21 protein-coding genes and 1 tRNA gene are annotated in these 20719 nt (G+C 56.3%); 14 read left to right on the forward strand and 8 right to left on the reverse strand.

The genetic code is table 11. From position 1 onward, the window contains the following. Positions 1-28 precede the first annotated feature (28 nt). The 3 genes from AD930_RS13695 (at position 29) to AD930_RS13705 (ending at position 3310) form a co-directional block, all read left to right on the forward strand. The gene (locus AD930_RS13695; protein ID WP_061506671.1) at positions 29-1483 is read left to right on the forward strand and encodes an NAD-dependent succinate-semialdehyde dehydrogenase; all 1455 of its coding nucleotides are present in this window, start codon (positions 29-31) and stop codon (positions 1481-1483) included. Positions 1484-1887: 404 nt separating this feature from the next. Then, positions 1888-2466: an acyl-homoserine-lactone synthase gene (locus AD930_RS13700; protein ID WP_061506672.1), complete on the forward strand. Its 579-nt coding sequence runs from the start codon at positions 1888-1890 to the stop codon at positions 2464-2466. Between the two features lie 88 nt (positions 2467-2554). Further along, entirely contained in the window at positions 2555-3310 is a 756-nt protein-coding gene (locus tag AD930_RS13705; RefSeq protein ID WP_061506673.1) for a helix-turn-helix transcriptional regulator, read from the forward strand. A 28-nt stretch (positions 3311-3338) separates the two neighbouring features. Here AD930_RS13705 and AD930_RS13710 read toward each other — a convergent pair whose 3' ends face one another. After that, a complete protein-coding gene (locus tag AD930_RS13710; protein ID WP_061506674.1) occupies positions 3339-4796 on the reverse strand; it encodes a cryptochrome/photolyase family protein in 1458 nt (485 codons plus the stop codon). Between the two features lie 206 nt (positions 4797-5002). On the opposite strand from AD930_RS13710, the gene msrB reads away from it, so the two are divergent. Both msrB and AD930_RS13720 read left to right on the forward strand, forming a co-directional pair. After that, the gene (gene msrB, locus AD930_RS13715; RefSeq protein ID WP_043549642.1) at positions 5003-5386 is read left to right on the forward strand and encodes a peptide-methionine (R)-S-oxide reductase MsrB; all 384 of its coding nucleotides are present in this window, start codon (positions 5003-5005) and stop codon (positions 5384-5386) included. Positions 5387-5418: 32 nt separating this feature from the next. After that, on the forward strand, positions 5419-5823 hold the full coding sequence (locus tag AD930_RS13720) for a DUF4112 domain-containing protein (protein WP_052403678.1): 405 nt from the start codon (positions 5419-5421) through the stop codon (positions 5821-5823). Between the two features lie 15 nt (positions 5824-5838). Here AD930_RS13720 and AD930_RS13725 read toward each other — a convergent pair whose 3' ends face one another. Continuing rightward, positions 5839-6528: a TetR/AcrR family transcriptional regulator gene (locus AD930_RS13725; protein ID WP_231866783.1), complete on the reverse strand. Its 690-nt coding sequence runs from the start codon at positions 6526-6528 to the stop codon at positions 5839-5841. A 271-nt stretch (positions 6529-6799) separates the two neighbouring features. On the opposite strand from AD930_RS13725, the gene AD930_RS13730 reads away from it, so the two are divergent. The 4 genes from AD930_RS13730 to AD930_RS13745 all read left to right on the forward strand — a co-directional run bounded on the left by AD930_RS13730 (position 6800) and on the right by AD930_RS13745 (position 13368). Continuing rightward, complete coding sequence (locus AD930_RS13730) at positions 6800-7963, forward strand: AI-2E family transporter (protein ID WP_061506675.1); 1164 nt, start codon at positions 6800-6802, stop codon at positions 7961-7963. 84 nt (positions 7964-8047) lie between these two features. Next, on the forward strand, positions 8048-8986 hold the full coding sequence (locus AD930_RS13735; protein WP_061506676.1) for a DMT family transporter: 939 nt from the start codon (positions 8048-8050) through the stop codon (positions 8984-8986). A gap of 131 nt (positions 8987-9117) precedes the next feature. Then, positions 9118-10743, forward strand: coding sequence for a bifunctional aspartate transaminase/aspartate 4-decarboxylase (locus AD930_RS13740; protein WP_043549787.1), 1626 nt, complete (start codon positions 9118-9120; stop codon positions 10741-10743). A 420-nt stretch (positions 10744-11163) separates the two neighbouring features. Further along, positions 11164-13368 carry a TonB-dependent siderophore receptor gene (locus tag AD930_RS13745; protein WP_061506768.1) on the forward strand — a complete coding sequence of 735 codons (2205 nt, stop codon included), beginning with the start codon at positions 11164-11166 and terminating at the stop codon, positions 13366-13368. A gap of 164 nt (positions 13369-13532) precedes the next feature. On the opposite strand, the gene AD930_RS13750 is transcribed toward AD930_RS13745, so the two are convergent. Then, positions 13533-15419, reverse strand: coding sequence for a Hint domain-containing protein (locus AD930_RS13750; RefSeq protein ID WP_082781898.1), 1887 nt, complete (start codon positions 15417-15419; stop codon positions 13533-13535). 192 nt (positions 15420-15611) lie between these two features. Between AD930_RS13750 and AD930_RS13755 the strand changes: the two genes are divergently transcribed. Next, the gene (locus tag AD930_RS13755; RefSeq protein ID WP_061506677.1) at positions 15612-16229 is read left to right on the forward strand and encodes a recombinase family protein; all 618 of its coding nucleotides are present in this window, start codon (positions 15612-15614) and stop codon (positions 16227-16229) included. Positions 16230-16540: 311 nt separating this feature from the next. Here AD930_RS13755 and AD930_RS13760 read toward each other — a convergent pair whose 3' ends face one another. From AD930_RS13760 to AD930_RS13770, 4 genes are all read right to left on the reverse strand, one after another. After that, positions 16541-17080: a Dps family protein gene (locus AD930_RS13760; RefSeq protein ID WP_043549647.1), complete on the reverse strand. Its 540-nt coding sequence runs from the start codon at positions 17078-17080 to the stop codon at positions 16541-16543. A 158-nt stretch (positions 17081-17238) separates the two neighbouring features. Further along, the gene (locus AD930_RS13765; RefSeq protein ID WP_043549648.1) at positions 17239-17478 is read right to left on the reverse strand and encodes a (2Fe-2S)-binding protein; all 240 of its coding nucleotides are present in this window, start codon (positions 17476-17478) and stop codon (positions 17239-17241) included. Positions 17479-17654: 176 nt separating this feature from the next. After that, positions 17655-17900: a hypothetical protein gene (locus AD930_RS17955; protein WP_167375195.1), complete on the reverse strand. Its 246-nt coding sequence runs from the start codon at positions 17898-17900 to the stop codon at positions 17655-17657. A 273-nt stretch (positions 17901-18173) separates the two neighbouring features. Further along, positions 18174-18250, reverse strand: a tRNA-Arg gene (locus tag AD930_RS13770). Between the two features lie 190 nt (positions 18251-18440). Here AD930_RS13770 and AD930_RS13775 point away from each other — a divergent pair. Next, a complete protein-coding gene (locus tag AD930_RS13775; protein WP_043551659.1) occupies positions 18441-18884 on the forward strand; it encodes a hypothetical protein in 444 nt (147 codons plus the stop codon). 8 nt (positions 18885-18892) lie between these two features. After that, a complete protein-coding gene (locus tag AD930_RS13780; RefSeq protein WP_061506678.1) occupies positions 18893-19444 on the forward strand; it encodes a GAF domain-containing protein in 552 nt (183 codons plus the stop codon). Between the two features lie 9 nt (positions 19445-19453). Here AD930_RS13780 and AD930_RS13785 read toward each other — a convergent pair whose 3' ends face one another. Continuing rightward, positions 19454-19705 carry a hypothetical protein gene (locus tag AD930_RS13785; protein ID WP_061506679.1) on the reverse strand — a complete coding sequence of 84 codons (252 nt, stop codon included), beginning with the start codon at positions 19703-19705 and terminating at the stop codon, positions 19454-19456. A gap of 201 nt (positions 19706-19906) precedes the next feature. Here AD930_RS13785 and AD930_RS13790 point away from each other — a divergent pair, with 201 nt between their 5' ends. Beyond that, on the forward strand, positions 19907-20308 hold the full coding sequence (locus tag AD930_RS13790; protein ID WP_061506680.1) for a hypothetical protein: 402 nt from the start codon (positions 19907-19909) through the stop codon (positions 20306-20308). A 61-nt stretch (positions 20309-20369) separates the two neighbouring features. Then, complete coding sequence (locus AD930_RS13795) at positions 20370-20717, forward strand: DUF3147 family protein (RefSeq protein WP_061506681.1); 348 nt, start codon at positions 20370-20372, stop codon at positions 20715-20717. The last annotated feature ends 2 nt before the right edge of the window (positions 20718-20719 follow it).

The following is a 20719-nucleotide window of genomic DNA, read 5'->3' on the forward strand; positions in this document are numbered from 1 at the left end:
TCTGTCGTTCCAGTGGGAGAGATACGCAATGTCAGAGGACTTTATCAGCACACAGCTTCTGGTGGCCGGGCAGTGGCAGGGTGCGGCAGATGGCCGCACGCTGCCGGTCTTCAACCCCGCCACGGGTGAAGAAATCGGCAAGATTGCCCACGCCTCCAAAGCCGATCTGGCACGGGTGGCCGAAGGGGCTGCTCAGGGCTTTGCCGCATGGCGGGCGCTTACGGCGTGGGACCGCTTTGTCATCATGCGCAAGGCTGCCAATCTGCTGCGTGAGCGCGCCGAGAGCATTGGCCGCATCATGAGCCGCGAGCAGGGCAAGCCGCTTGAGCAGGCCATTATCGAAATCAAAGGGGCCGCAGGCGTCATTGAATATTTTGGCGAGGAAGGCCGTCGCCTGAATGATACGCTCATTCCGCCGCGTGTGCCTAATGTGGAGCAGCGCGTGCTGCATCGTCCCGTGGGTGTCGTCGCGGCCTTTACACCGTGGAACTTCCCCATCAACCAGATTGCCCGGAAGCTGGGTGCCGCTCTGGCCGCCGGGTGCGCCGTCATCGTCAAAGCCCCGGAAGATACTCCGGCCTCTCCGGCGGAACTGCTGCGCGCGTTCTGTGATGCCGGGGTTCCGGCGGGCGCGGTCTCTCTGGTCTATGGCAACCCGGCGGAAATTTCCGAATATCTGATCGCCCATCCGGTCGTCCGTAAAATCTCCTTCACCGGCTCCACCCCGGTTGGCAAACATCTGGCGTCCCTCGCAGGCGCGCAGATGAAGCCCGTCACCATGGAACTGGGTGGCCATGCCCCGGTGATCGTGTGTGAAGATGCGGATCTGGACGCCGCTGCTCAGCGCCTGTGTGCCGCCAAGTTCCGCAATGCCGGGCAGGTCTGTATCGCCCCCACGCGCTTCCTGCTGCACAAGAGCGTTGCCTCCAGCTTTGTGGACAAATTCAAGGCGCAGATGAACGCCCTCAAGGTTGGCTCAGGCCTTGATGACGGTGTGACCATGGGGCCTGTGGTGAACGAACGCCGCCTGAAAGCCCTGACGGAACTGGTCGACGATGCACGGGAGAAAGGGGCCACCATCTGGCAGGCTGACGTGCCGCTGCCCAATGAAGGCTGCTTCTTTGCCCCCACGCTTATCCTTAACCCCACCCTGTCCATGCGGGTGATGCAGGAAGAGCCGTTCGGCCCGATTGCTCTTGTGTCCGAATTCACATCGCTGACGAATGCGGTGAAGGAAGCCAACCGTCTGCCCTATGGTCTGGCGGCGTATGCTTACACCCGCAACGAGCGCACGGAGCGTCTGCTGGGTGAACAGGTGGAAGCCGGGATGATCGCCATTAACCATCACGGTCTTGGCGTGCCGGAAGTGCCCTTCGGCGGCATCAAGGATTCCGGTTACGGCACTGAAGGCGGGCCGGAAGCGGTCAAGGCGCATACGCTGATCAAGTTCGTCTCAACCGAGCATGAAAAAGCCGATTTCTGATCGGTTCCCACACAGACTATAAGAAAGGGGAACACATCCCGGTGTGTTCCCTTTTTTGTTTTCCTCATTCAGTCATTATAACCCTTCAAAAGGAGAGAATGCCCTTGAGGAAATGAATGTGGAGCTAAACAAGTTTGGCATAATTCTGCTTTATTTTCTGCATAGAAACCCCGCCTGAAAAAGGCCAGTCATGGCGGGAACTTCAGAGAGTATGATGTGTTATAAAGAGTAGTTTGGTTGAGTTTTATCGTTAAAATGTCCGTTATATTATAAATTTTTAAATATCACTTTGCATGCCGTTCACTATATGCACGGCCACTCTTGCAGAGTGTGAGACGCCAAACAAAATAGAGAGGGATAAGTCAAAACTTATATGGGGCTGAGATTAAAAGCAGGTAGCACTTATGATTTATGAATTTTCTTATGATGAGCGAGAGCAGTGTCTTCCAGTTTACGAGAAGATGCTTGGCGCACGGAAAAAGTTTTTTGAAAATTATCCAGAATGGAATCAGGCCTTTCAGCCTTGCCCGGTAGAAGATGAGTATGACCGGCGCTGTAGCCCCTTTTATATCGTGGGGATGGAGGATGAGGCCGTTGCTGCCGTCCGCATTATGCCCACAACGGGGCCAACCATGTTGCGGCAGGAGTTTGCGCCTTATTTTCAGGGATGTCCGGATATTATCAGCTCAGATATCTGGGAGCTTTCCTATTTCTCAACCACGGCGGATACATCCTCTCTGGCAGGGCGCAATCTGCTGCTGGACGTGCTGAAAACGGCCTACGCACGCGGGTTTGCGAACGGCATCAAGCAGATTGTCGGCACGTATCCCAAGTCCAAATTGCGGTTGTACCGGCGTCTGGAATGCCTGCCGTTTCCTATTTGTGAGGGCGAGATCAACGGGCAGGACTTCGCTGTGGGGGTGTGGGATGTCAACCCTCTGGCCTTGCGGCATCTGTCAGAACTGCAGCTCCGCCCGTTTTGAACAAAGCAACTTATTTTTAATGAGAAGGGCCGCAGAACGGGGCGTATGCTGGCCAGACTTTAGAAGATACGATAGTAAGGTTGGGGTTATGAGATTGAAACAAACAGCACCGACCCTTATTCTTCCCAAGGCTTTGCAGGGCCTGGTTTCGGCCATTACACGCGCGCAGTCTCTGGAAGAGTTGTCGGCTGCTTTGCAAACACTTCCTGAAAAATGCAACATGAATAATGTTGTTTATTATTTTGCGGGTTCAGGCAAAGCTTTTCTAAACCCTGACGGGTTTACCTGCACGACCTACCCCCGGGAATGGCAGGAGCGGTATTATAACCAGAACTACCTGCTGATTGACCCTGTCGTCCAGCGGGGTTTGCACAATGGTCTGCCGTTTGAATGGCGGGATTTGAAGATTGAAAAAGGCACGCAGGCCTACAGTATGCTCATGGAAGGGCTGGATTACAGTCTGGGGAATGCAGCGCTGAGCATTCCTCTGCTGGGGACGGATGGCTCTCGCGGCCTGTTCGCCATTACCAGCAATGACTCCCATAAGTTTGAAGGTCTCGCCCGCGTGAGCTACGTGCGGGACTACCAGATGCTGGCCAATTATGTGCATGAGGCCTATCTGCGGATTACAGCCTTTCAGACCAATGGCGTGATGGATCTGTCCCGGGAAGAGAAAGACTGTTTGAAACTGGCGGCGGAAGGGCTTCTGGGGCATGAAATTGCCCATAAGCTCAAACTGTCCGAGCCCGTCGTGCGGCTATGCCTGCGTGTGGCGCGCCATAAGCTGGGTGCGGCCACAACGGATATAGCCATTCTCAACGCAAACCAGTTCGGCGTGATTTAAAGCGGCCAGCCGCCTGTTTACGTCGGCCTCAGCTCTTCTCAGCACCTTTTAGGTTTTTGTAGCTCTCCAAAGCAATGGCGCGCGCCTGCTTTAACTCCACAATCGGGTGGGGGTAGGTCGTGCCCGGTACAAAGCGCAGATGGCGGCTGAGTGTGGCATCCATTTTCCAGGGTGTGTGGATCAGCTTGTCCGGCAGGCCAGCCAGTTCCGGCACCCATGTGCGGATATAAGCGCCTGAAGGATCAAACTTTTCGGATTGTCCGACCGGATTAAAAATGCGGAACCACGGCGAGGAATCAATACCCGTCCCTGCACACCACTGCCAGTTCATGGCGTTTAAGGCGGGGTCTGCATCCACCAGCCGTTCATAAAACCAGCGTTCGCCTTTGCGCCAGTCTGTCAGTAGATGTTTGGTCAAAAAGGACGCCACGACCATCCGCACCCGGTTATGCATGGTGCCGGTGGCGCGGAGCTCCCGCATCCCCGCATCCACCAGCGGATAACCCGTGCGGCCTTCTGTCCACGCGGTAAAAGCCTCCGCATCATTCTGCCAGGGCATTCCGTCAAACTCAGAGCGCAGATTGCGGGTGGGCATCTGAGGTTCATAGAAAAGCTGCATCCACCCAAAATCGCGCCAGCCCAGTTCGGACAGGAACTTTTCCGTATTTACATGGTCGCCGCTACGGGCCTCTGCTTTTCGGGCTGCCTGCCAGATCTGCCGGGCAGAAATCAGCCCGGCGCGCAGATAAGGGGAAAGGCCGGATGTGCCCTCCCGGTCGGGCCGGTCGCGGTCTGTTTCATAGTGCGCCAGCGTGTCATCCAGAAAATCTTCCAGAATGGTATCGGCGTTTTCTTCACTGCACGGCCAGTATTGCGCCGCCTGTGTGGCATCTTCCGGCAAGGCGGGTTTCAGCAACGCTTTGGCAGAGACGTCTTTTTTAAACGCCTCCGGCACAGCGGCAAACTGAATGGCCTGCGGGGCGGGCAGGGGGCGGCCGGGTTCACCCAGTTCCCGCGCAGCGCGCCACCATGCTGTAAAAATCCGGTAAGGCTGTCCCGCCCCGGTGCGCACGGCCCAGGGTTCATGCAGCAGCCGTGCGGAAAGGGACTGCACCGCCACGCCCTGTTCCGTCAGCGTGGCTTTCAGAGCGGTATCAATCTCCTTGCCCACAGGGTCATACCGCCGGTTCCAGAAAACTTCTGAAACCCCGGCTTTTTTTACAAGGTCCAGCACAACCGGAAGCGTTTCCCCCTCCGGGGTCAGCAATGTGCCACCACGCTTGCCCAGTGCTTCGGCCAGCGCCCCGGCAGCCTGCCCCAGCCACCAGCCAATCACCCCTTTGGGCAGACAGGCCTCATCCTGTACATACGCGCACAACACTGGCTGGCCGGTAGCGCAGGCCGCATGCAGCGCCGGGTTGTCGCTCAGGCGAAAATCATCCCGAAACAGGACAAGAACAGGGGAGGGGGTTTTGGAAGCCGTCATGCCGGGAGACTGCCGTCTTCCTCTCGCTTATGCAATGGTTCGCCCCGTTTGCGCTGGCGTAGCAGCCCTGATGCAACCGTTCGTCTCTGCTATCGTTAAATAACGTTCCAGTCAGGGCCTTATCGCCCGGTGCACCGCATGAGAAAACCCGCTAGAAAGACAGCACACATTCCCCAGAGACTTGCTTTAAGAGAAGGACCCTCCGCATGACCCAGTCCTGTTCCCCCACCGGTTGCGGCCCGCTCACGCCAGAGCAGGAACATATTTTGAAAGAACACGGCACGGAATATCCGGGGTCCAGCCCTCTGAACCACGAAAAACGCCCCGGCCAGTATCACTGCGCGGGCTGTGGTCAGACACTGTTTGAGTCCGATACCAAATATGAAAGCGGCAGCGGCTGGCCCTCGTTTTACGATGCCATTCCCGGTGCCGTGGAAACCACGCAGGACAGCCGCCACGGCATGGTGCGGACCGAGGTGCATTGCGCCTCCTGCAAAGGGCATCTGGGCCATGTCTTCCCCGATGGCCCGCTGCCCACCGGCCTGCGCTACTGCATGAATGGTCTGGCGCTGGATTTCCGGCCCTCTTGAATCCGGCTCTAGCCTCTCCCATCTGGTGAATCATGACATACGCTCATGCCACAGCCGGAAACGGCTCGCCCCATACGGCCTCTCATACCGCTGAGGACATTGCGCACCGTCTGCGCCGTGTCCGGCGGCTGGCCTGGATTCTGGACGCCGCCTTCCGCCTGCCCGGCACGCGCTTCCGGGTTGGGGTGGACGCCATAGTCGGCCTGCTGCCGGTTGGCGGCAGCGTGGTGATGGGCCTCGTCTCCCTCTATATCGTGTGGGAGGCCTGGCGCCTGCGTGCGCCCACCAGCCTGCTGGCTCGGATGGTGGGGAATGTGCTGCTGGAAACGGCGGTCGATACTGTGCCAATCGCGGGCGATCTGTTCGATGCCGCCTTTAAGGCCAACCTGCGGAACGTCGCCTTGCTGGAGCAGTATTTCGGGCACACGGCCCGCTAAGGGCCGCTTTCCGCGTTAGGCCTGCTTTACCTCAATGCCATGCAGGAAGAGTGACCACGCGCGGTCAAAAAATGCATCGCGCGCGGCGTCATCTTCCAGCGGGTTCAGGCCGAACAGGCTCTGCTTCATCGGCCAGCCCGTCAGCAACCCACTCCATAAATGCGCTGTGGTGGAATTGGCATGCCCTGCTTCAATCTGCCCGGCTGCCTCCGCCGCTTTCAGTAACCGCATGAAGTTGGCGTGAAACGGCTCATTAATATTCTCAATCGCATGGTCTATCAGGCTGGGGTAGCGGTAGGCATCGGAAATCAGAATCCGATACGTTCCCAGCGCATCAGGCCGCACCACAAAATCCAGCATCAGGCGGCTGACATGCTTCAGCTCCAGCAACGGGTCCTTCAGCGGCGTTTCCGCCATGGTGCGCAGCAGGCAGGCCGTCAGGTTGGTAATCACCGCCTTGAACAGCGCTTCCTTGGAGGGATAGCGCCGATACAGCGTCTGCTTGCTGGCGGAAGCCTTGCGGGCAATCTGATCCACCGATGTCCCGGCATAGCCATGTTCCACAAACAGGCTCGCCGCCACCTCCAGCAAATGCTGGTCCAGCTGCTCCGTCCCGGATGGGGTCGGCCGTCCGCATCGACGCTTCTTCCCCTCAAGGCAGGGGTGCGCCATGTCCATATGACCGGCAGCGTCAGGTTTCGTCATAAAGCAACGGGCCTCAAAGAGCGGAGAGGGAAAGGTGAATTCATGATTGGCGGAATGCTGTTGTCTCGCCTTTTTTGGCGTGAAAGACAAGATGAAAGGCAGTCCCACTCCTACCATGCCCGGATCTGCCATGCTGATAAAGCCTGTCCTCACCCCTTCTCGCATGTGTGACACTCTGGCCGCTGGTGCCTGCGGGTAAAACGGCGCAAGATCACGCAAGTCTGCCTTACCACCCGGCAACAGGGCGGGGCAGCAGGAGAAGCAGAACGTCATGGTGCCGCCCCCCACAAATACCCCGGACACGGCAAGCACTCCCTCCGTTTCCCACGACCCGCACTCACCCCAACCCGCCCCCGCTCAGCAGGTACCAGCACTGGCTGCCGTGCAGGCGCTGGAGCACACGCTGGCCCGGTTCTACCGGCTGGTTATGGTGGTGGTGGTGCTGGGCGTTCTGGGGCTGATTATCGGCACAGGCGGCCCCGTGCTGATGGTTGTCTGCGCCTCGGCACTGGTGGCTGTTGTGCTGCACGGTGCGGCCCGCTGGATTACCCACCTGCTGCGCCTGCCGGAATGGCTGTCCGTCATGCTGCTGGTGCTGGCTCTGGCTGCGGCGGCCACGGCGCTGGTGCGGGTGTTCGGGCCGGAACTTACGGTGCAGGCCGGGCACCTGCGCACGGCTCTGGTCTCACAGATCAGCACAATGCATGACCGGCTGAACAGCGGCCAGTTCGGTCACCTTATTCTGGATCACGTCCCGCAATCGCTCGGCGGCAACCAGACCGGAGGCGGCAGCCGCGCACCGGGGCTGGATTTTGCGGGCTCCATGACCAACGTGCTGACGTCCACCTTCGGCTCCGTCGGCACGATGGTGGTCATTGTTATTGCCGGGATCTATTTCGCGCTTTCCCCACGCCTGTATGCCAACGGCATCCTGCGGCTCACGCCAGAACGGCACCGCCCGCTGGTGCGCTCCCTGCTGCAAACCATTGCGCACACTCTCTCTGCCTGGGTGGCGGGGCAGATGCTGGATATGACGGTAGTGGGCGTGCTGACATGGCTCGGCCTGTGGGCCATCGGGATGCCGCTGGCTCTTCCCCTCGGGCTGGTAGCGGGCACCGCCAACTTCATCCCGTATCTGGGGGCCTTTGTCGGGGCCATTCCGGCATTGCTGATTGGCCTGTCTGTCGGCACGCAGGAAGCCCTGATGGTGCTGGGCCTGTATGGCGTCATTCAGGCGTTTGAAGGCTACGTCATGTCTCCCTTCATCCAAAAACGCGCCGTCAGTATGCCGCCCGCGCTCACCATTCTTTCGCAAACCATTTTTGGGGCGTTTCTGGGGATGTGGGGCTTCATTTTTGCCTCCCCCATCACCGCCGTTCTGCTGGCCGTGGCCACCCGGCTGTCCGCGCCCTTAAAAGAAAAAGACATGCTGTAAAACACACTCTCAAATCTTCTCTTTTCCTGCCGCTGGTCCTGCTGCATAGGGACACCAGAACAGGGCGAAAAGGGAACTAAAGGGATGAACACGCGCAAACCGCTGGATGCAAAAGCCACCAGCCTGATGGTCGGCCTGTGTTTCTGTTTCGGGCTGCAACAGGTTGCGCTCAAAGCCGCGGCGCAGGACATGGCGCCCATCCTGCAAATCGCGCTGCGTTCCGCTCTGGCGGCGGTGCTGGTGGTGGCCCTCATGCTCTCCCGGCGGGAACGTCTGGTGCAACTGGCCCAAACATGGAAGCCCGGTCTGGCCGTGGCCGTGCTGTTCTTTCTGGAATATCTGTTTCTGGGGCAGGCCCTGCGCTACACCTCCGCCTCCCGCTCCGTCGTGTTCCTTTATACGTCGCCCATTTTTACAGCGCTTATCCTGCATTTTATGGAAACGTCGGAACGTATGGAGCCTCTCCAGTGGGTGGGTATCCTTCTGGCTTTTGGCGGCATCGGCACGGCCTTTCTCGGTCACTCCGCCGGAGCGGGGCAGGGGGCGGGTCTGCCGCTGTTGGGGGATGCGCTGGCCCTGCTGGCGGGGGCAAGCTGGGGCGTGACAACGGTCGTTATCCGCATGTCCTCTCTGGCGCGGGTTCCTGCCAAACAAACGCTGCTCTATCAGCTTGTGGGGGCGTGCGTGTTCCTGCTGCCCATGGCCGTGCTGCTCCATCAGACGGCTTTTACCATCACCCCCATCCTGCTGCTCAGTCTGGGCTATCAGGTGTTCATTCTTTCCTTCATCGCGTTCCTGCTGTGGTTCTGGCTGCTGCGGCATTATCAGGCCTCGCGCATTGGTGTGCTGTCTTTCATGACACCCCTGTTCGGCGTAGTGCTGGGGGCCGTGCTGCTGCATGAACCTGTGGAACCGGGCTTTGTAACCGGCGCAATTCTGGTCGTGGCAGGGCTGGTGCTGGTGAGCGGCTATGGGTGGATCAGCCAGAGTCTGAAAAAGGTCCGAACCGCCCCCAAACGCTGAAAATCTCTCATCACAACGCTGAGACCGGCGGAGGTCTCAGCTCCTTTATCTGACTATAAAGGTAGCAACCGGCACTTTTTTTGTGCATGTTTGGCCCCTTCTTTGCGCAGCCCCTGCTTCAGGAACCGGCCATGCCCACGTCTCCCGACTATGAGAAATTCAACACCCTCAGTCCGTTTGAGCTGAAAGACCAGCTCATCAAACTGGCCTCCGGACGCGCCCAGCGCGCCATGCTGGATGCCGGGCGCGGCAACCCAAATTTTCTGGCCACACTCCCCCGGCAGGGGTTTTTCCAGCTTGGCCTGTTCGCCACGGCGGAATCAGAACTCTCCTTTTCCTATATGGCGGAAGGCGTTGGCGGCTTCCCCCGGAAAGACGGCATAGAAGCCCGCTTCAACGCCTTTGTAGCTGACCATAAAGCCGAACCCGGCGTCGCCTTCCTGCGCCGCGCTCTGTCCTACGTGCGGGACCAGCTCGGCCTGTCTGCCGAAGGCTTCCTGCAGGAAATGACAGCGGGCATCTTGGGCTGTGACTATCCCACACCCCCGCGCATGCTGCGCTATTCAGAGCAGGTCGTGCGGCATTACCTGCTGCGGGAAATGGCGGGCGGCACCATGCCGGATGCCACAACAGATCTGTTTGCGCTGGAAGGCGGCACAGCGGCCATCAGCTATATCTTCGCCTCTCTGCGGGAAAACGGGCTGATCCGCCCCGGTGATAAAGCTGCCATCGGCATGCCGGTCTTCACCCCCTATGTGGAAATCCCGGAACTGCGGGACTACCAGCTGGATGAAGTCCCCATCTACGCCGCGCCGGAAGCCGGCTGGCAATATCCGGATAGCGAGCTGGACAAACTGCTGGATCCCGCCATCAAGGTGTTTCTGGTGGTCAATCCCAGCAATCCGCCCTCGGTCAAGATGAATGATGCCGGGCTGGCCCGCATTGCCGAAATCGTCAAAACCAAGCGCCCGGACCTTATTATCGTCACGGATGATGTCTACGGCACCTTTGCAGACAATTTCCGCTCGCTCTACAGCGTCTGTCCGCAAAATACTGTTCTGGTCTATTCCTTTTCAAAATATTTCGGCTCCACCGGCTGGCGACTGGGCGTTGTGGCAACCCACACGCAAAACGTGCTGGACCGCGCCCTCGCGGCCCTGCCAGAAGAGGAAAAGGAGGCGCTGGACAAACGCTATGCCTCTCTCACGCCAGATGTGCGCGGCCTGAAGTTTATTGACCGTCTGGTGGCTGATAGCCGCACCGTGGCGCTCAACCACACCGCTGGCCTCTCCACCCCGCAACAGGTGCAAATGGTGCTGTTCGCGCTCTTTGCCCTTATGGACGGGCGGGAAGCCTATAAAACCGCTCTAAAAAACCTGCTGCACCGGCGGGAACTTGCCCTCTACCGAGACCTCGGTGTGCCTGCCCCGAATGACCCCGGCTGCACGCACTATTACACGCTGATCGACCTCGCCAACGTCGCCACCCACCTTTACGGCACCCGCTTCGCCCGCTGGCTGATCACACGCGTGGACTACCAGACCATCCTGTTCCGTATCGCAGATGAAACCGGCGTGGTGCTGCTGCCCGGTGATGGCTTTGCCGTGCGCCGCCCCTCAGCGCGCGCCTCCCTTGCCAACCTGAATGAATACCAGTACGCCGCCATCGGCGCCGCCCTGCGCCGCATGGCAGACGAATATTACGAACGCTATAAAAAAGAAAAATCCACAGACACCACAGGCAAAAACACGCCCTGAGTGCATTCCGTTCCGGCGGACAGACCCAGCGCGCAAACACCACAGCCCGGGGGCAGGGGAGACCGCTCTGCCCCCATACGGACATACACGTTAGGCTGTGACGCCCTTCCCACATGGTGCCTGACAGGCCTTGTCGGGCTTCCCCCAAAGTCCCGGTTCATTCCAGACACGCCAGTGTCGCCGCCAGTTTTACGAGTGATGGACTGAGGGCCATTTTGTAGCCTAATAACACGATAAATATCGTATTAAATATGTAACACAAAAATAAAGATACGAATCGATATATACGTATTGACGATGTGAATTGTTCCCGATATCCCAGACCTGAAATACACTAAAAATGGTCGTGCTATAATGATATCACCAAGACGTTTCGTTTTAATTGGAGCTGTTGTGTCGTCTTGCGGGGTGAGCATGGTCATGGCGCACGCGCAGGAGACGGCTGCCAAAACGCCCGCAGAAATCCGCGCTGCGGCAAAGAAAAAGCCCTCAGCCACTCTCCAACAGCAACCGCTTACACAGCAGGCCCATAAGCCCCACTCTGCTCAGGCGCACCCTGATAAATCCCGGTCCGCTCCGGGGCAAACGGCTCCAAACCAACCCGGCAAACCGCAAATTGCCAAGCGGGAAGAACTGGATGTGCATGGCACTGCCACCCCGGCCTTCTCTGGCGGGGCGCTGGGCAGCAAGAGGCCGCTGGATACACCCTTTTCCATTCGCACCATCACCAGTGCGGAAATACAGGAACGGCAGGTAAAATCTCTGTCCCGCTTGCTGTCTCAGGATGCATCTGTCGTCACCAACGGGGATACCTATTCCTTCAACGCCTACAGCGTGACGGTGCGCGGTGTGCCGCTGGATGATTATAACGGCTACAAGATCAACGGTTCGCCCTTCTATATGACGACGGTTGAGCTGCCGCTGGAAAGTTTTGAAAACGTCCAGCTTCTCAAAGGCGCATCCGGCTATATGTATGGCTTCAACGCGCCCGGCGGCATCATCAACTATCAGACCAAAAAGCCCACGGAAAACCGCCCGTTCGAGGTTGATGCCGGCTATAGTTCAGGTGCTATCGCCAGTGAGCATATTGATACCGGTGGCCGCCTGTTCAACAAGGTGTTCGGATACCGCCTGAACCTGACGCATGAAAAAGGCGAGACCTATAACGGCTCCCACGTGGAACGGTATTCCGGCTCTCTGGGCGTGGATGCCCGCATTACCAAAAACCTGCTCTGGACTGCCGACGCCATTTATCAGGATAGAAAAATACGTGGGCTGGTACAGGATTTCTTTATCGACCCTACAACCTATCCTTCAAACAAACTGCCAGACCCCATCAGTGGGAATAAAAACCTGAATGCCTACCCCGGTTCCATGTTCACCTCGCATGTGCTGTTTCTGACAACCGGCCTGAAATGGGATATCAGCAATAACTGGAAATTCCGTGTGGATTACAGCCACAGTCAGGACTGGCGCTCTTATCAGAGTGAATGGATGTCTCTCAATAACAGGGAAGGGGATTATGACTCCTACCTGTCCACAGACCCCCGCAGCTGGTCCGACTATAATCAGGCGCAGGGTATTCTGGAGGGCAGTTTCCATACAGGCTTTGTCAAACATGACGTGACACTGGGGGCCACGTGGCAGGGGCTGACCAAATATCTCCCGACCAACAGCGAGTATGTGAACATCGGCTCACAGAACATGTACGCGCCGATTATTCCCCGGCCATGGAACGTCAATAACGAGTCCAGTGTTTACCGGAATTACCGGTCAGATCAGGTCGGTCTGTTCCTGAGTGATACGGTCACCTTCACGCCTCAATGGTCTCTTCTGGCCGGGGTGCGCTACACCAACTTCCAGCAGAGGGGCTATAACGCTGCGGATGTCAGAACGGCAGCCTATAAGGTCAACCCCGTTACCCCCACAGTCGCGCTGCTTTATCATCCTGTTCGGAACATGACAGTCTATGCCAGCTATGTTCAGGCTCTGGAAAATGGCGGTACAGTTGGGGACACCTACAAAAACGCCCGCCAGACCCTGCCGCCCATCCGGTCTGATCAGGTGGAAGTCGGGGCCAAGATCACCCGCCGCTCGTGGGATCTGACCGGGGCGCTCTATCGCATCACGCGCGGCGCGCAATATGCCAATGCCGACAATTACTATGTCTCAAGCGGCACACAGGTTTATCAGGGGTTTGAACTGAACGGCCACGTGGACCTGCCACTCGGCTTTGTGGTGACCGATAGTCTGGGAATTGAGGCCTCAAAATACAAAAAGACCGATCCCTCCATTCAGGGCAATACAGCGGAAGCCATCCCCACGTTCCAGAACATGTTTACGCTTACAAACAACATTCAGGCCGTGCCGGGCCTGTCGGCCTCAGCAGAGGTGCATTACACCGGCAGAATGTGGGGCGACGCCATGAACGTCTATCACATCCCCGGCTATACCCTGCTCAACCTGCGGGCCAGCTATCGCACGCATATTGGCAAACACCGTGTAACCTTCAGAGCAGAACTGGATAACGTCGCCAACACTCACTACTGGGGCGTTCTGGCCTCCGACTACTTCTTCGTCGGTGCTCCCAGAAGCGTCTATCTCAACGCGCGGTTTGACCTGTAAAGAAGTCACCTACGGCTCTTTGTCATGCCGTCCAGAAGCGGCTTGGACTGGAAAAGGCAGCGTGCGCTGTATGAAGCGCGCTTCTAGTCAGGATCAGTTTTTTGGAAAAGGCTTAAAGCATTAAAAAAGGCGCCACCCCATAAGGGATGGCGCCTTTTTTTGGTTTATGCGGAGTGCCGCACCAGAGCAGCAGACTGCTCTGTCTCAACACGGTAGTTCTCAGCCGGCAGAGCAGAGATGATCAGAAGTCCCATCTTGCCGTCATTCTTTCCGCACAGGGGCAGAAGAGCATTGCCTTTTGTCCAGATGTAGTTGGCGTCGCTGCTGGCTTCATGCCAGCCCTCGTGCACGGTTCCATCCAGATGCGCCGTAATCTGGGTCTGTTTTTTGCCATTCATGAAGTGGATGGCACCCACAGCAACGCCCAGATCCCGGCGATCATCTACAAACGGCCCAACCACATCACTGGGGCGGCTGGTGCGGGAGAGGATCCGGACAGAGTCAACGCCAGCCGGAATCATAAAGCTGTAATTCTGACCATCCTGACGGATGGGGCGAATAACAGCACCATTCTTCAGAACCAGATGCAAATCCGGATTGTGTGTCAGCGTCCCGCTGGCGGCAGGCGTCTGGCAATTGGCGACCTGTTTCCCCTGTGTTTCCAGAGACCGGAACAGGGGCTCCACAAACTTGCGGTCTACACACAGTGGTGCTGCGGCATCATTTTGCCAGTTCAGGGTGCCTGTAGCATGGAGTGAGGCGATCTTGGTATCCTGGCGGAAGGATGCCCGGTTGCCGGTATCAAGATAGCTTTCGGTCAACATACCATCCGCTGTGATGACCGAATGCTCTTCTGTTTCCACATGATAATAGTCGTAGGACGTAATGCTGGTATCATAGAAAATTGACCGCCCATTAACCAGCATACGCGCAGGAACAAAATTCCCTTCAAAGAACAGGCAGTGTTCAGCCGTAATCAGCATATCCTTGTAGGGCACACCTTTAGAAATGGCATTTTTGAGGATACGCACAGGATAGCCAGCCTCATCAAGCGGCAAACCTGCCTGAACTGTGGCGTGAGCCTTTCCTGCCCAGACAACGGAGCGTGCAACGTTTTTGTTCTTCTTCCAGTCAAACGCGATAATCTGATCACCAATCTGCAGATCTTCTACAGCAATATCGCCATTGGCCGTGCGGATCATGCTGCCGGAAAGGAAGCAGGTAATAACCATTGTCCCATCAGAGTTGGAAGACAGCCCACTGCCCAGGTAATATGTATCACCTGCAAACTCGCCACTGCTGACTGTGCCGGTCGTCCCTCCGCCATACAGGTCTGATGGTGTATAATAAGTCGGGTTGCCCGCTTTATCCGCGCCAGACTGAGCAAAAGATACGTTGGTTGCAATGTAGTTGTTACCGGCGGAAGTCGAGGTGTTTCCATACTGGTCTACGCCGATAAGAGAATAGGTGTTTGTACCAGTTTTTACCCATTCAACATTGGTGTAGCCATACTGGTTTTTAATAACAATGGAATCATCAGGGCTGAAGTTTTTAATATTCTTTATGGAATAAGAGCCACTCCCCAAAGTGACAGTGTTATGTCCATTTTTGGTAGAATTGCCGCCAAAATCAATGGTAGTGGTATCAAGAGAAGTGTTTACACTGAGATTTGCTGCATTTTCTAATTTTATTGTTCCGCCAGAAACAGTTTTACTTGCAGACATCGTTGTGCCGTCAAGCACGACTGTTTGGCCATCCCCCACGCTAATAGTACCATATGATACCACACCGCCGGAACCTGTAACGGTTACAGTGCCTGTTCCTGAGAATGTAACGGATTGCGGTGCTGTGGTGGCATTAGGATACGAATTACCCCACTGATCAGAATATGAATAGGGCGTTGTGTCTATAGCGATGTCTTTGTCAGTATTGATAACAACAGGATTTTGGCCATTAGGGTCGTAAGACGCAACTGTTCCAGTTTCAGCGTCTTTCCACATCTGGGGATTATTGAAATTACCATTTCCGCCAACCCAGTCATAAGTGGTCATTATCTAAATTCCTGATTTATAAGAATTTCATATAATTAACATTCTTAAATGGAATTTATATTTCTATTGATTTGATAATGCTTAACGAGTTAATAATTAACTTGTTTTTAACGATGCCGATGCGCAAAGTCGCGTTTGCATAAATCAGGATTTAAAAAAATAATAATCTCTTTTATGTGACGTTATAAGCTCATGAAGGAACGCGACATTCGTAGAAAAATTGGTTACGCACGGGTTAGTACGATCGGGCAAACCCTTGATACACAATTAAAAACTCTGAAAAATTACGGATGCGAAAATATTTTTTGTGAAAAAGTCAGCGGTGCGAATGCGCAGCGTAACCAGCTTCGAAAAATGATCAGAAGTCTCAAAAAAGAGGATACGGTGATTGTTGCGAGAATTGATCGGCTCGCAAGAAGTACTTTTGATCTTTTTGCAATTGTTCATGACATTACTAAAAAGGGTGCTCATTTTTATTCTCTGGCAGAGCCATGGGCCGATACGAATACCAGCACGGGGCGTCTGATGCTCGCTGTTTTAGCTGGTCTTGCAGATGTTGAACGTGACCTGATTCGAACGCGTACAGCAGAAGGCCGCGCCAGAGCCATTGAGCAAGGCAAGCGTATGGGGCGGCCTCCCAAAATAAACGCGCAGGAAAAGCAAGCCGTGATCAGGCGTCGATTAAGAGGAGAACCCTTGAAATCTGTAGCAAAAGACTTTGGAATCAGCGTTGCAACGGTCTCTCGCCTTACGATCGCAGCAGCCTGTGTGCATACAGAAAAAAAGGAAAAGGCGCTTTCCAGTTATTGAAAGCAGCGTTTCTGTAAGAAGGTAATCTGGATTTTCTCTAAAAGTATTTCTGTGCAGAAACTATTTTTACGAAAAAATAGAAGAAGTACAAAAAAATGAAAAATTTTCAGATAAGATTTTTAAAACATCTATGATCAAAAAAAGATTATTTTAGATCCTTTATTTCTTTCTTTGAGAGTAATATAACTTTTTATGGCTCATCTCATTTATGAGAAAATTTTCCATAAATATCTTTTTTAATTAGCGTTATCGAAATCTATTATGCGAATCCAGCGCCTTTCCAGATACCTGAAAAGACGCCGGAGCATCGTTTAGTCGTTTTTACCAAACGCCGGGCGCGTGGCTTCAAACAGGAACCACGTGCGGCGTTCCGTCTCATCAATCCAGTTTTCCAGCAGGCTGGCGGTTGCCACGTCGTTAGCGTCATCACACACGGCATGCACTTTGCGCATCCGGGTCGTTAGCGCCAGATTGTCGTCGCGCAGTTCGGCCAGCATGTCTTCCGGCGTCACATACAGCGCATCATTGTCCAGCACCTGCGTGCGGCGGGAAATCTCGCCAATGGAGTGCAGCGTCGTGCCACCAATCTTACGGGCGCGTTCGGCCATCGGGTCTGTCATGGCAAAAATCTGCGCGCTCTGTTCGTCCAGCAGCAGATGGTAATCGCGGAAGTGGCGGCCGCTCATATGCCAGTGGAAATTCTTCGTTTTGACGTAAAGCGCAAACACGTCGGCCAGCGTATCGGCCAGACCTGCCGCAACTTCCTTAACAGCATCTGCCTTCAGGTCGGTCGGGGTGCCAAGATATTCGCGGATATGAGCGTCTTTTGCAGTCGGAGCTGTTTTCGGCATGAATCTCGTCCTTGTTTGCTCAGTCGCTACAGATGCAGCGTTCTGTTGTTACAAATGACGTGGGAAGGCAAAAGTTCCGTTGCAAGACACATGGAGCCAGCCATGCCCTTTATGCAGAGAGGCAAACGAACAGGCGCAATAAGTCCGAAATAATCAGATCAGGCGCTCAGCGCTTCGGCCTGCACCACAACCGGCAGGCAGGCATGGGTAGCAGTTTCGGCAGCCTGCCGCTGGCGCATCCGCACTTCCTTCAACATGCACACCACACCGGGCACGCAATTCCCGCACTGGGCCTTGCAGCGCTTGGAAGCGTAAATTTCACTGGGGCGGGTAGCGCCATGCGCCACGGCTGATTCGACGTCTTTGTGAGTCAGGCTGTTGCAAGAGCAGATGACCATTCGGAAAGCCCCGTATCTCTGATGAGAGATGCACTAAAAGCACGAATGAGAACCATTCGCAACACATTTCGTAAAATTAGCCTTATCAACTGCGCAAGGCCCGGCTGCGGCCAGCGCAGGAAGCGAATACCTTATTCTCATATAGAGCAGCGTCCCTGCTATTCTAGGGCGCGTCGTCAAGGAGCCGGTTTCGGCATCCAACCTGCTTCTTCACCGATGACTTGTTTGCCTGCCGGGTCTTTCAACCGGGTTGCAGGTGGAACCGTCGGGTTTGATGGATAACTGCGGCCATTAAAGCGCAGTCGTGCCTCGTATCCGAGAATAATTCCACCACCCGCAACCAACACTCCAAGATCGTGCCAGTCATGTGTGATTGTCGGCAGCACTTTTATGGGTGGCCGGGTGATCGAAATGCTCGTCACCCGCCGATAACTGGTTGGAGTGAGCGACAAGACATAGAGGACGCATCCTCCGCTGCGTTGGCCGCCGGTGTCAGAGCCACGAGAGTCGCGATGAGCCACATCTTCGGATACTTCACATCCAGCTTCCTCACCGCTGTCAGACGCTACCGTATATCTATGCCGGGTCCGACACCGCAGCAGCTCCATCCGCCCGCAAGCAAATTGGCAAACTTCAAATCAAGATTGGCAAACGCGCATCTTAACTTGTTATTTTTTCTATATATTTATGGAAATTGGTGGACCCGAGAGGATTCGAACCTCCGGCCTTCAGATTCGGAATCTGACGATCTATCCAACTGATCTACGGGTCCTTGGGCTTCTCCCTAGCGCAAAGGCGGGGGGCTTGCCAAGCCTGTATTGCGGGGGAGGGATAAATTCCCTGCGCCCCGCCTCCACATCCCCTCGCGGGGCGCAGAGCAGCCCGACCTTGCCGCGTGCTGGTGTCTGTCCCTATTCTGTCCGCCTCAATGCTGTTTGGCAGATACAAAGAGGACCAAGCCTATGCTGAAACTTCGCCCTGTCTTTCTGGCCCTGACCGGCTGTCTGGCTCTGTCCGCCGCTCTGCCGCAGGCTCACGCCGCCACGTCCGGCGTGCTGACGGTCCCCGCCGGCCCCGCCCCCATGACAGCCGCCACCGCAGCGCCCGGCGTGCTGGATTATGATGGCATCCCCACGGTCGAACACGCCTCTGCGGAGAATGTCGGCGGCCTGATGTATTATTGTGATTCCCACAAGCTGGTCACGGATACCACCGTCCGCTCCCTTGGCCGCCAGCTCGCCAGCCGCGAGGGCATTCGCACCAACCCGGCTTACGCATGGGGCGGGCAGGGGCGTCTGATGCTCAGCCCGACAGTGATGTTTGACATCACAACCCTCAACCGGGACCAGCAGGAAGCCGTCTGCAGCCGCTCCGCTCTGCGCGGCCCGGCTCTGCTGGCGCAGTAAGCGCTACCATGAGCGCCCCGGCCCATCGCCTCACCCCGGAAGATCTGCTTTCCGCCGCCACAGGTCTGCTGGCGGCGGAGCAGGACCCTCTGGCCAATATGGCTAATCTGTCCGCCCTTATTTTTGAGGCGCTGCCAGATCTCAACTGGGCCGGGTTCTACCTCTACCGCCCGCACGCCAAGGCACCAGCCACGCTGTTCACGCTGGCTTCCGCTGCACCGTCCGGCCAGCCTGAGGCGTCTTCCTCACAGGGCGAACTGGTCCTCGGCCCCTTTCAGGGGCGTGTGGCCTGCACCCGTATTGCTATGGGGAAGGGGGTTTGCGGCACGGCGGCGCAGACCCGCACCACCCAGCGCGTGGCGGATGTGCATGCGTTTCCCGGTCATATCGCGTGTGATGCCGCTTCCGCGTCTGAAATTGTTATTCCGCTGGTCGCACAGGGTCACCTTCTCGGCGTGCTGGATCTCGACAGCCCCCGCAAAGACCGGTTTTCCCCGGCAGACCAAACTCTTCTGGAAACGCTGGTCACAACTTTTCTCGCAACACTCCCGACGGCCTAAGGCCTTCTCTCAGGCAAAGCATGGCTCCGGCGTTTCATCCGGAATTTTCCCGGTTTTTCCACCGGAGGCATCGTCCCGCCCTGGCGTCTCTGCCTGAGTAGGGTCGGCTTTGCCTGTTGCCGTGGTGTCTGCCGTATCCGCCACGGCCTCAGTCTCAGGGCGTTCAGCCCGTTTGGAGCGGGGGTTTAAAATGCCCCGCTCAAAGCGAGACCCATGCAATAAACCAGAGCTTGCACGGCTGGTGTCAAAGGGGCGTCTCATAACGGCCTCCTTAATTTTTTCATTTTGTTATCTTTTAAATATGGGGTGCCGCACCCGGGAATAAAAGGGCCTCTTTAAAGAAAGACCAACTCTTTTGCGCAAAGGTGGACGCAAAGGGGCGCACATTGTCTCCACAGCACTCTTTCGATACGCTTACAGGCAGATCTGCCTCATTATCTGGCAGAAGAAAGGAATATAGAGATGCGTCGATTGATCACTCTGAGCGTTCTTGCCGCTCTGGCTGGCACAACAGTTACCGCCGCACAAGCAGAACCGGGCGGCTGCCTGAAATACGGGGCTGTGGGCGCTGTAGGCGGCCATGTCGCCAATCATGGCGTTCTGGGTGCCGTGGGCGGTTGCATCACCGGCATGTATCGCCGCCACGTCTATCGTAAGGAAGCCAAGCAGAAGGCTGCTCTGTATGATCAGGAGCATCCCGGCGCAAAAGGCACCTACGCCCAGAAGGCCACAGCGTATGACGTGGAACATTCCACCCAGCCCGGCAAAATGACGCCGGACGCCGCCCCGCAGAACGGAGTACAGCCCGGCCAGGCACCGCAGGGTCAGCCTGTTCAGCCCCAGCAGGGCGACACCCGCCTCTAAAAACTGCCAGCCCCTCCGCCAGCTTTTTTGCAGGCGGAGGGGTTCTGCACCGGAAAGAACGATGTTTTTCTGGCTCAAAGCCCTTCTCTCCGGCCTGACCATTGCTCTGGTCTCCACGCTCGCCCGCCGCTACCCCGGCCTTGGCGCGCTGGTCGCGTCTCTCCCCCTTATTTCCGTCTTTGGGATGATCTGGCTCTGGCTGGAAACCAAAGACCCCGCCCGCATGGAAGCGCATGTCGGGGCCACGTTCTGGTACGTACTACCCTCCCTGCCTATGTTCCTGCTCATCCCATGGATCATGCGGCACGGCGTGCCCTTCTGGCTGGCATTATGCACCGGCTGCGGCGTCACCATCCTGCTCTACATGGGCATGGTCTGGCTTGCCCCCAAAATCGGTATTCAGATGTAGGG

It is taken from the genome of Acetobacter malorum, from assembly GCF_001580615.1.
Classification (GTDB): Bacteria; Pseudomonadota; Alphaproteobacteria; order Acetobacterales; family Acetobacteraceae; genus Acetobacter; species Acetobacter malorum.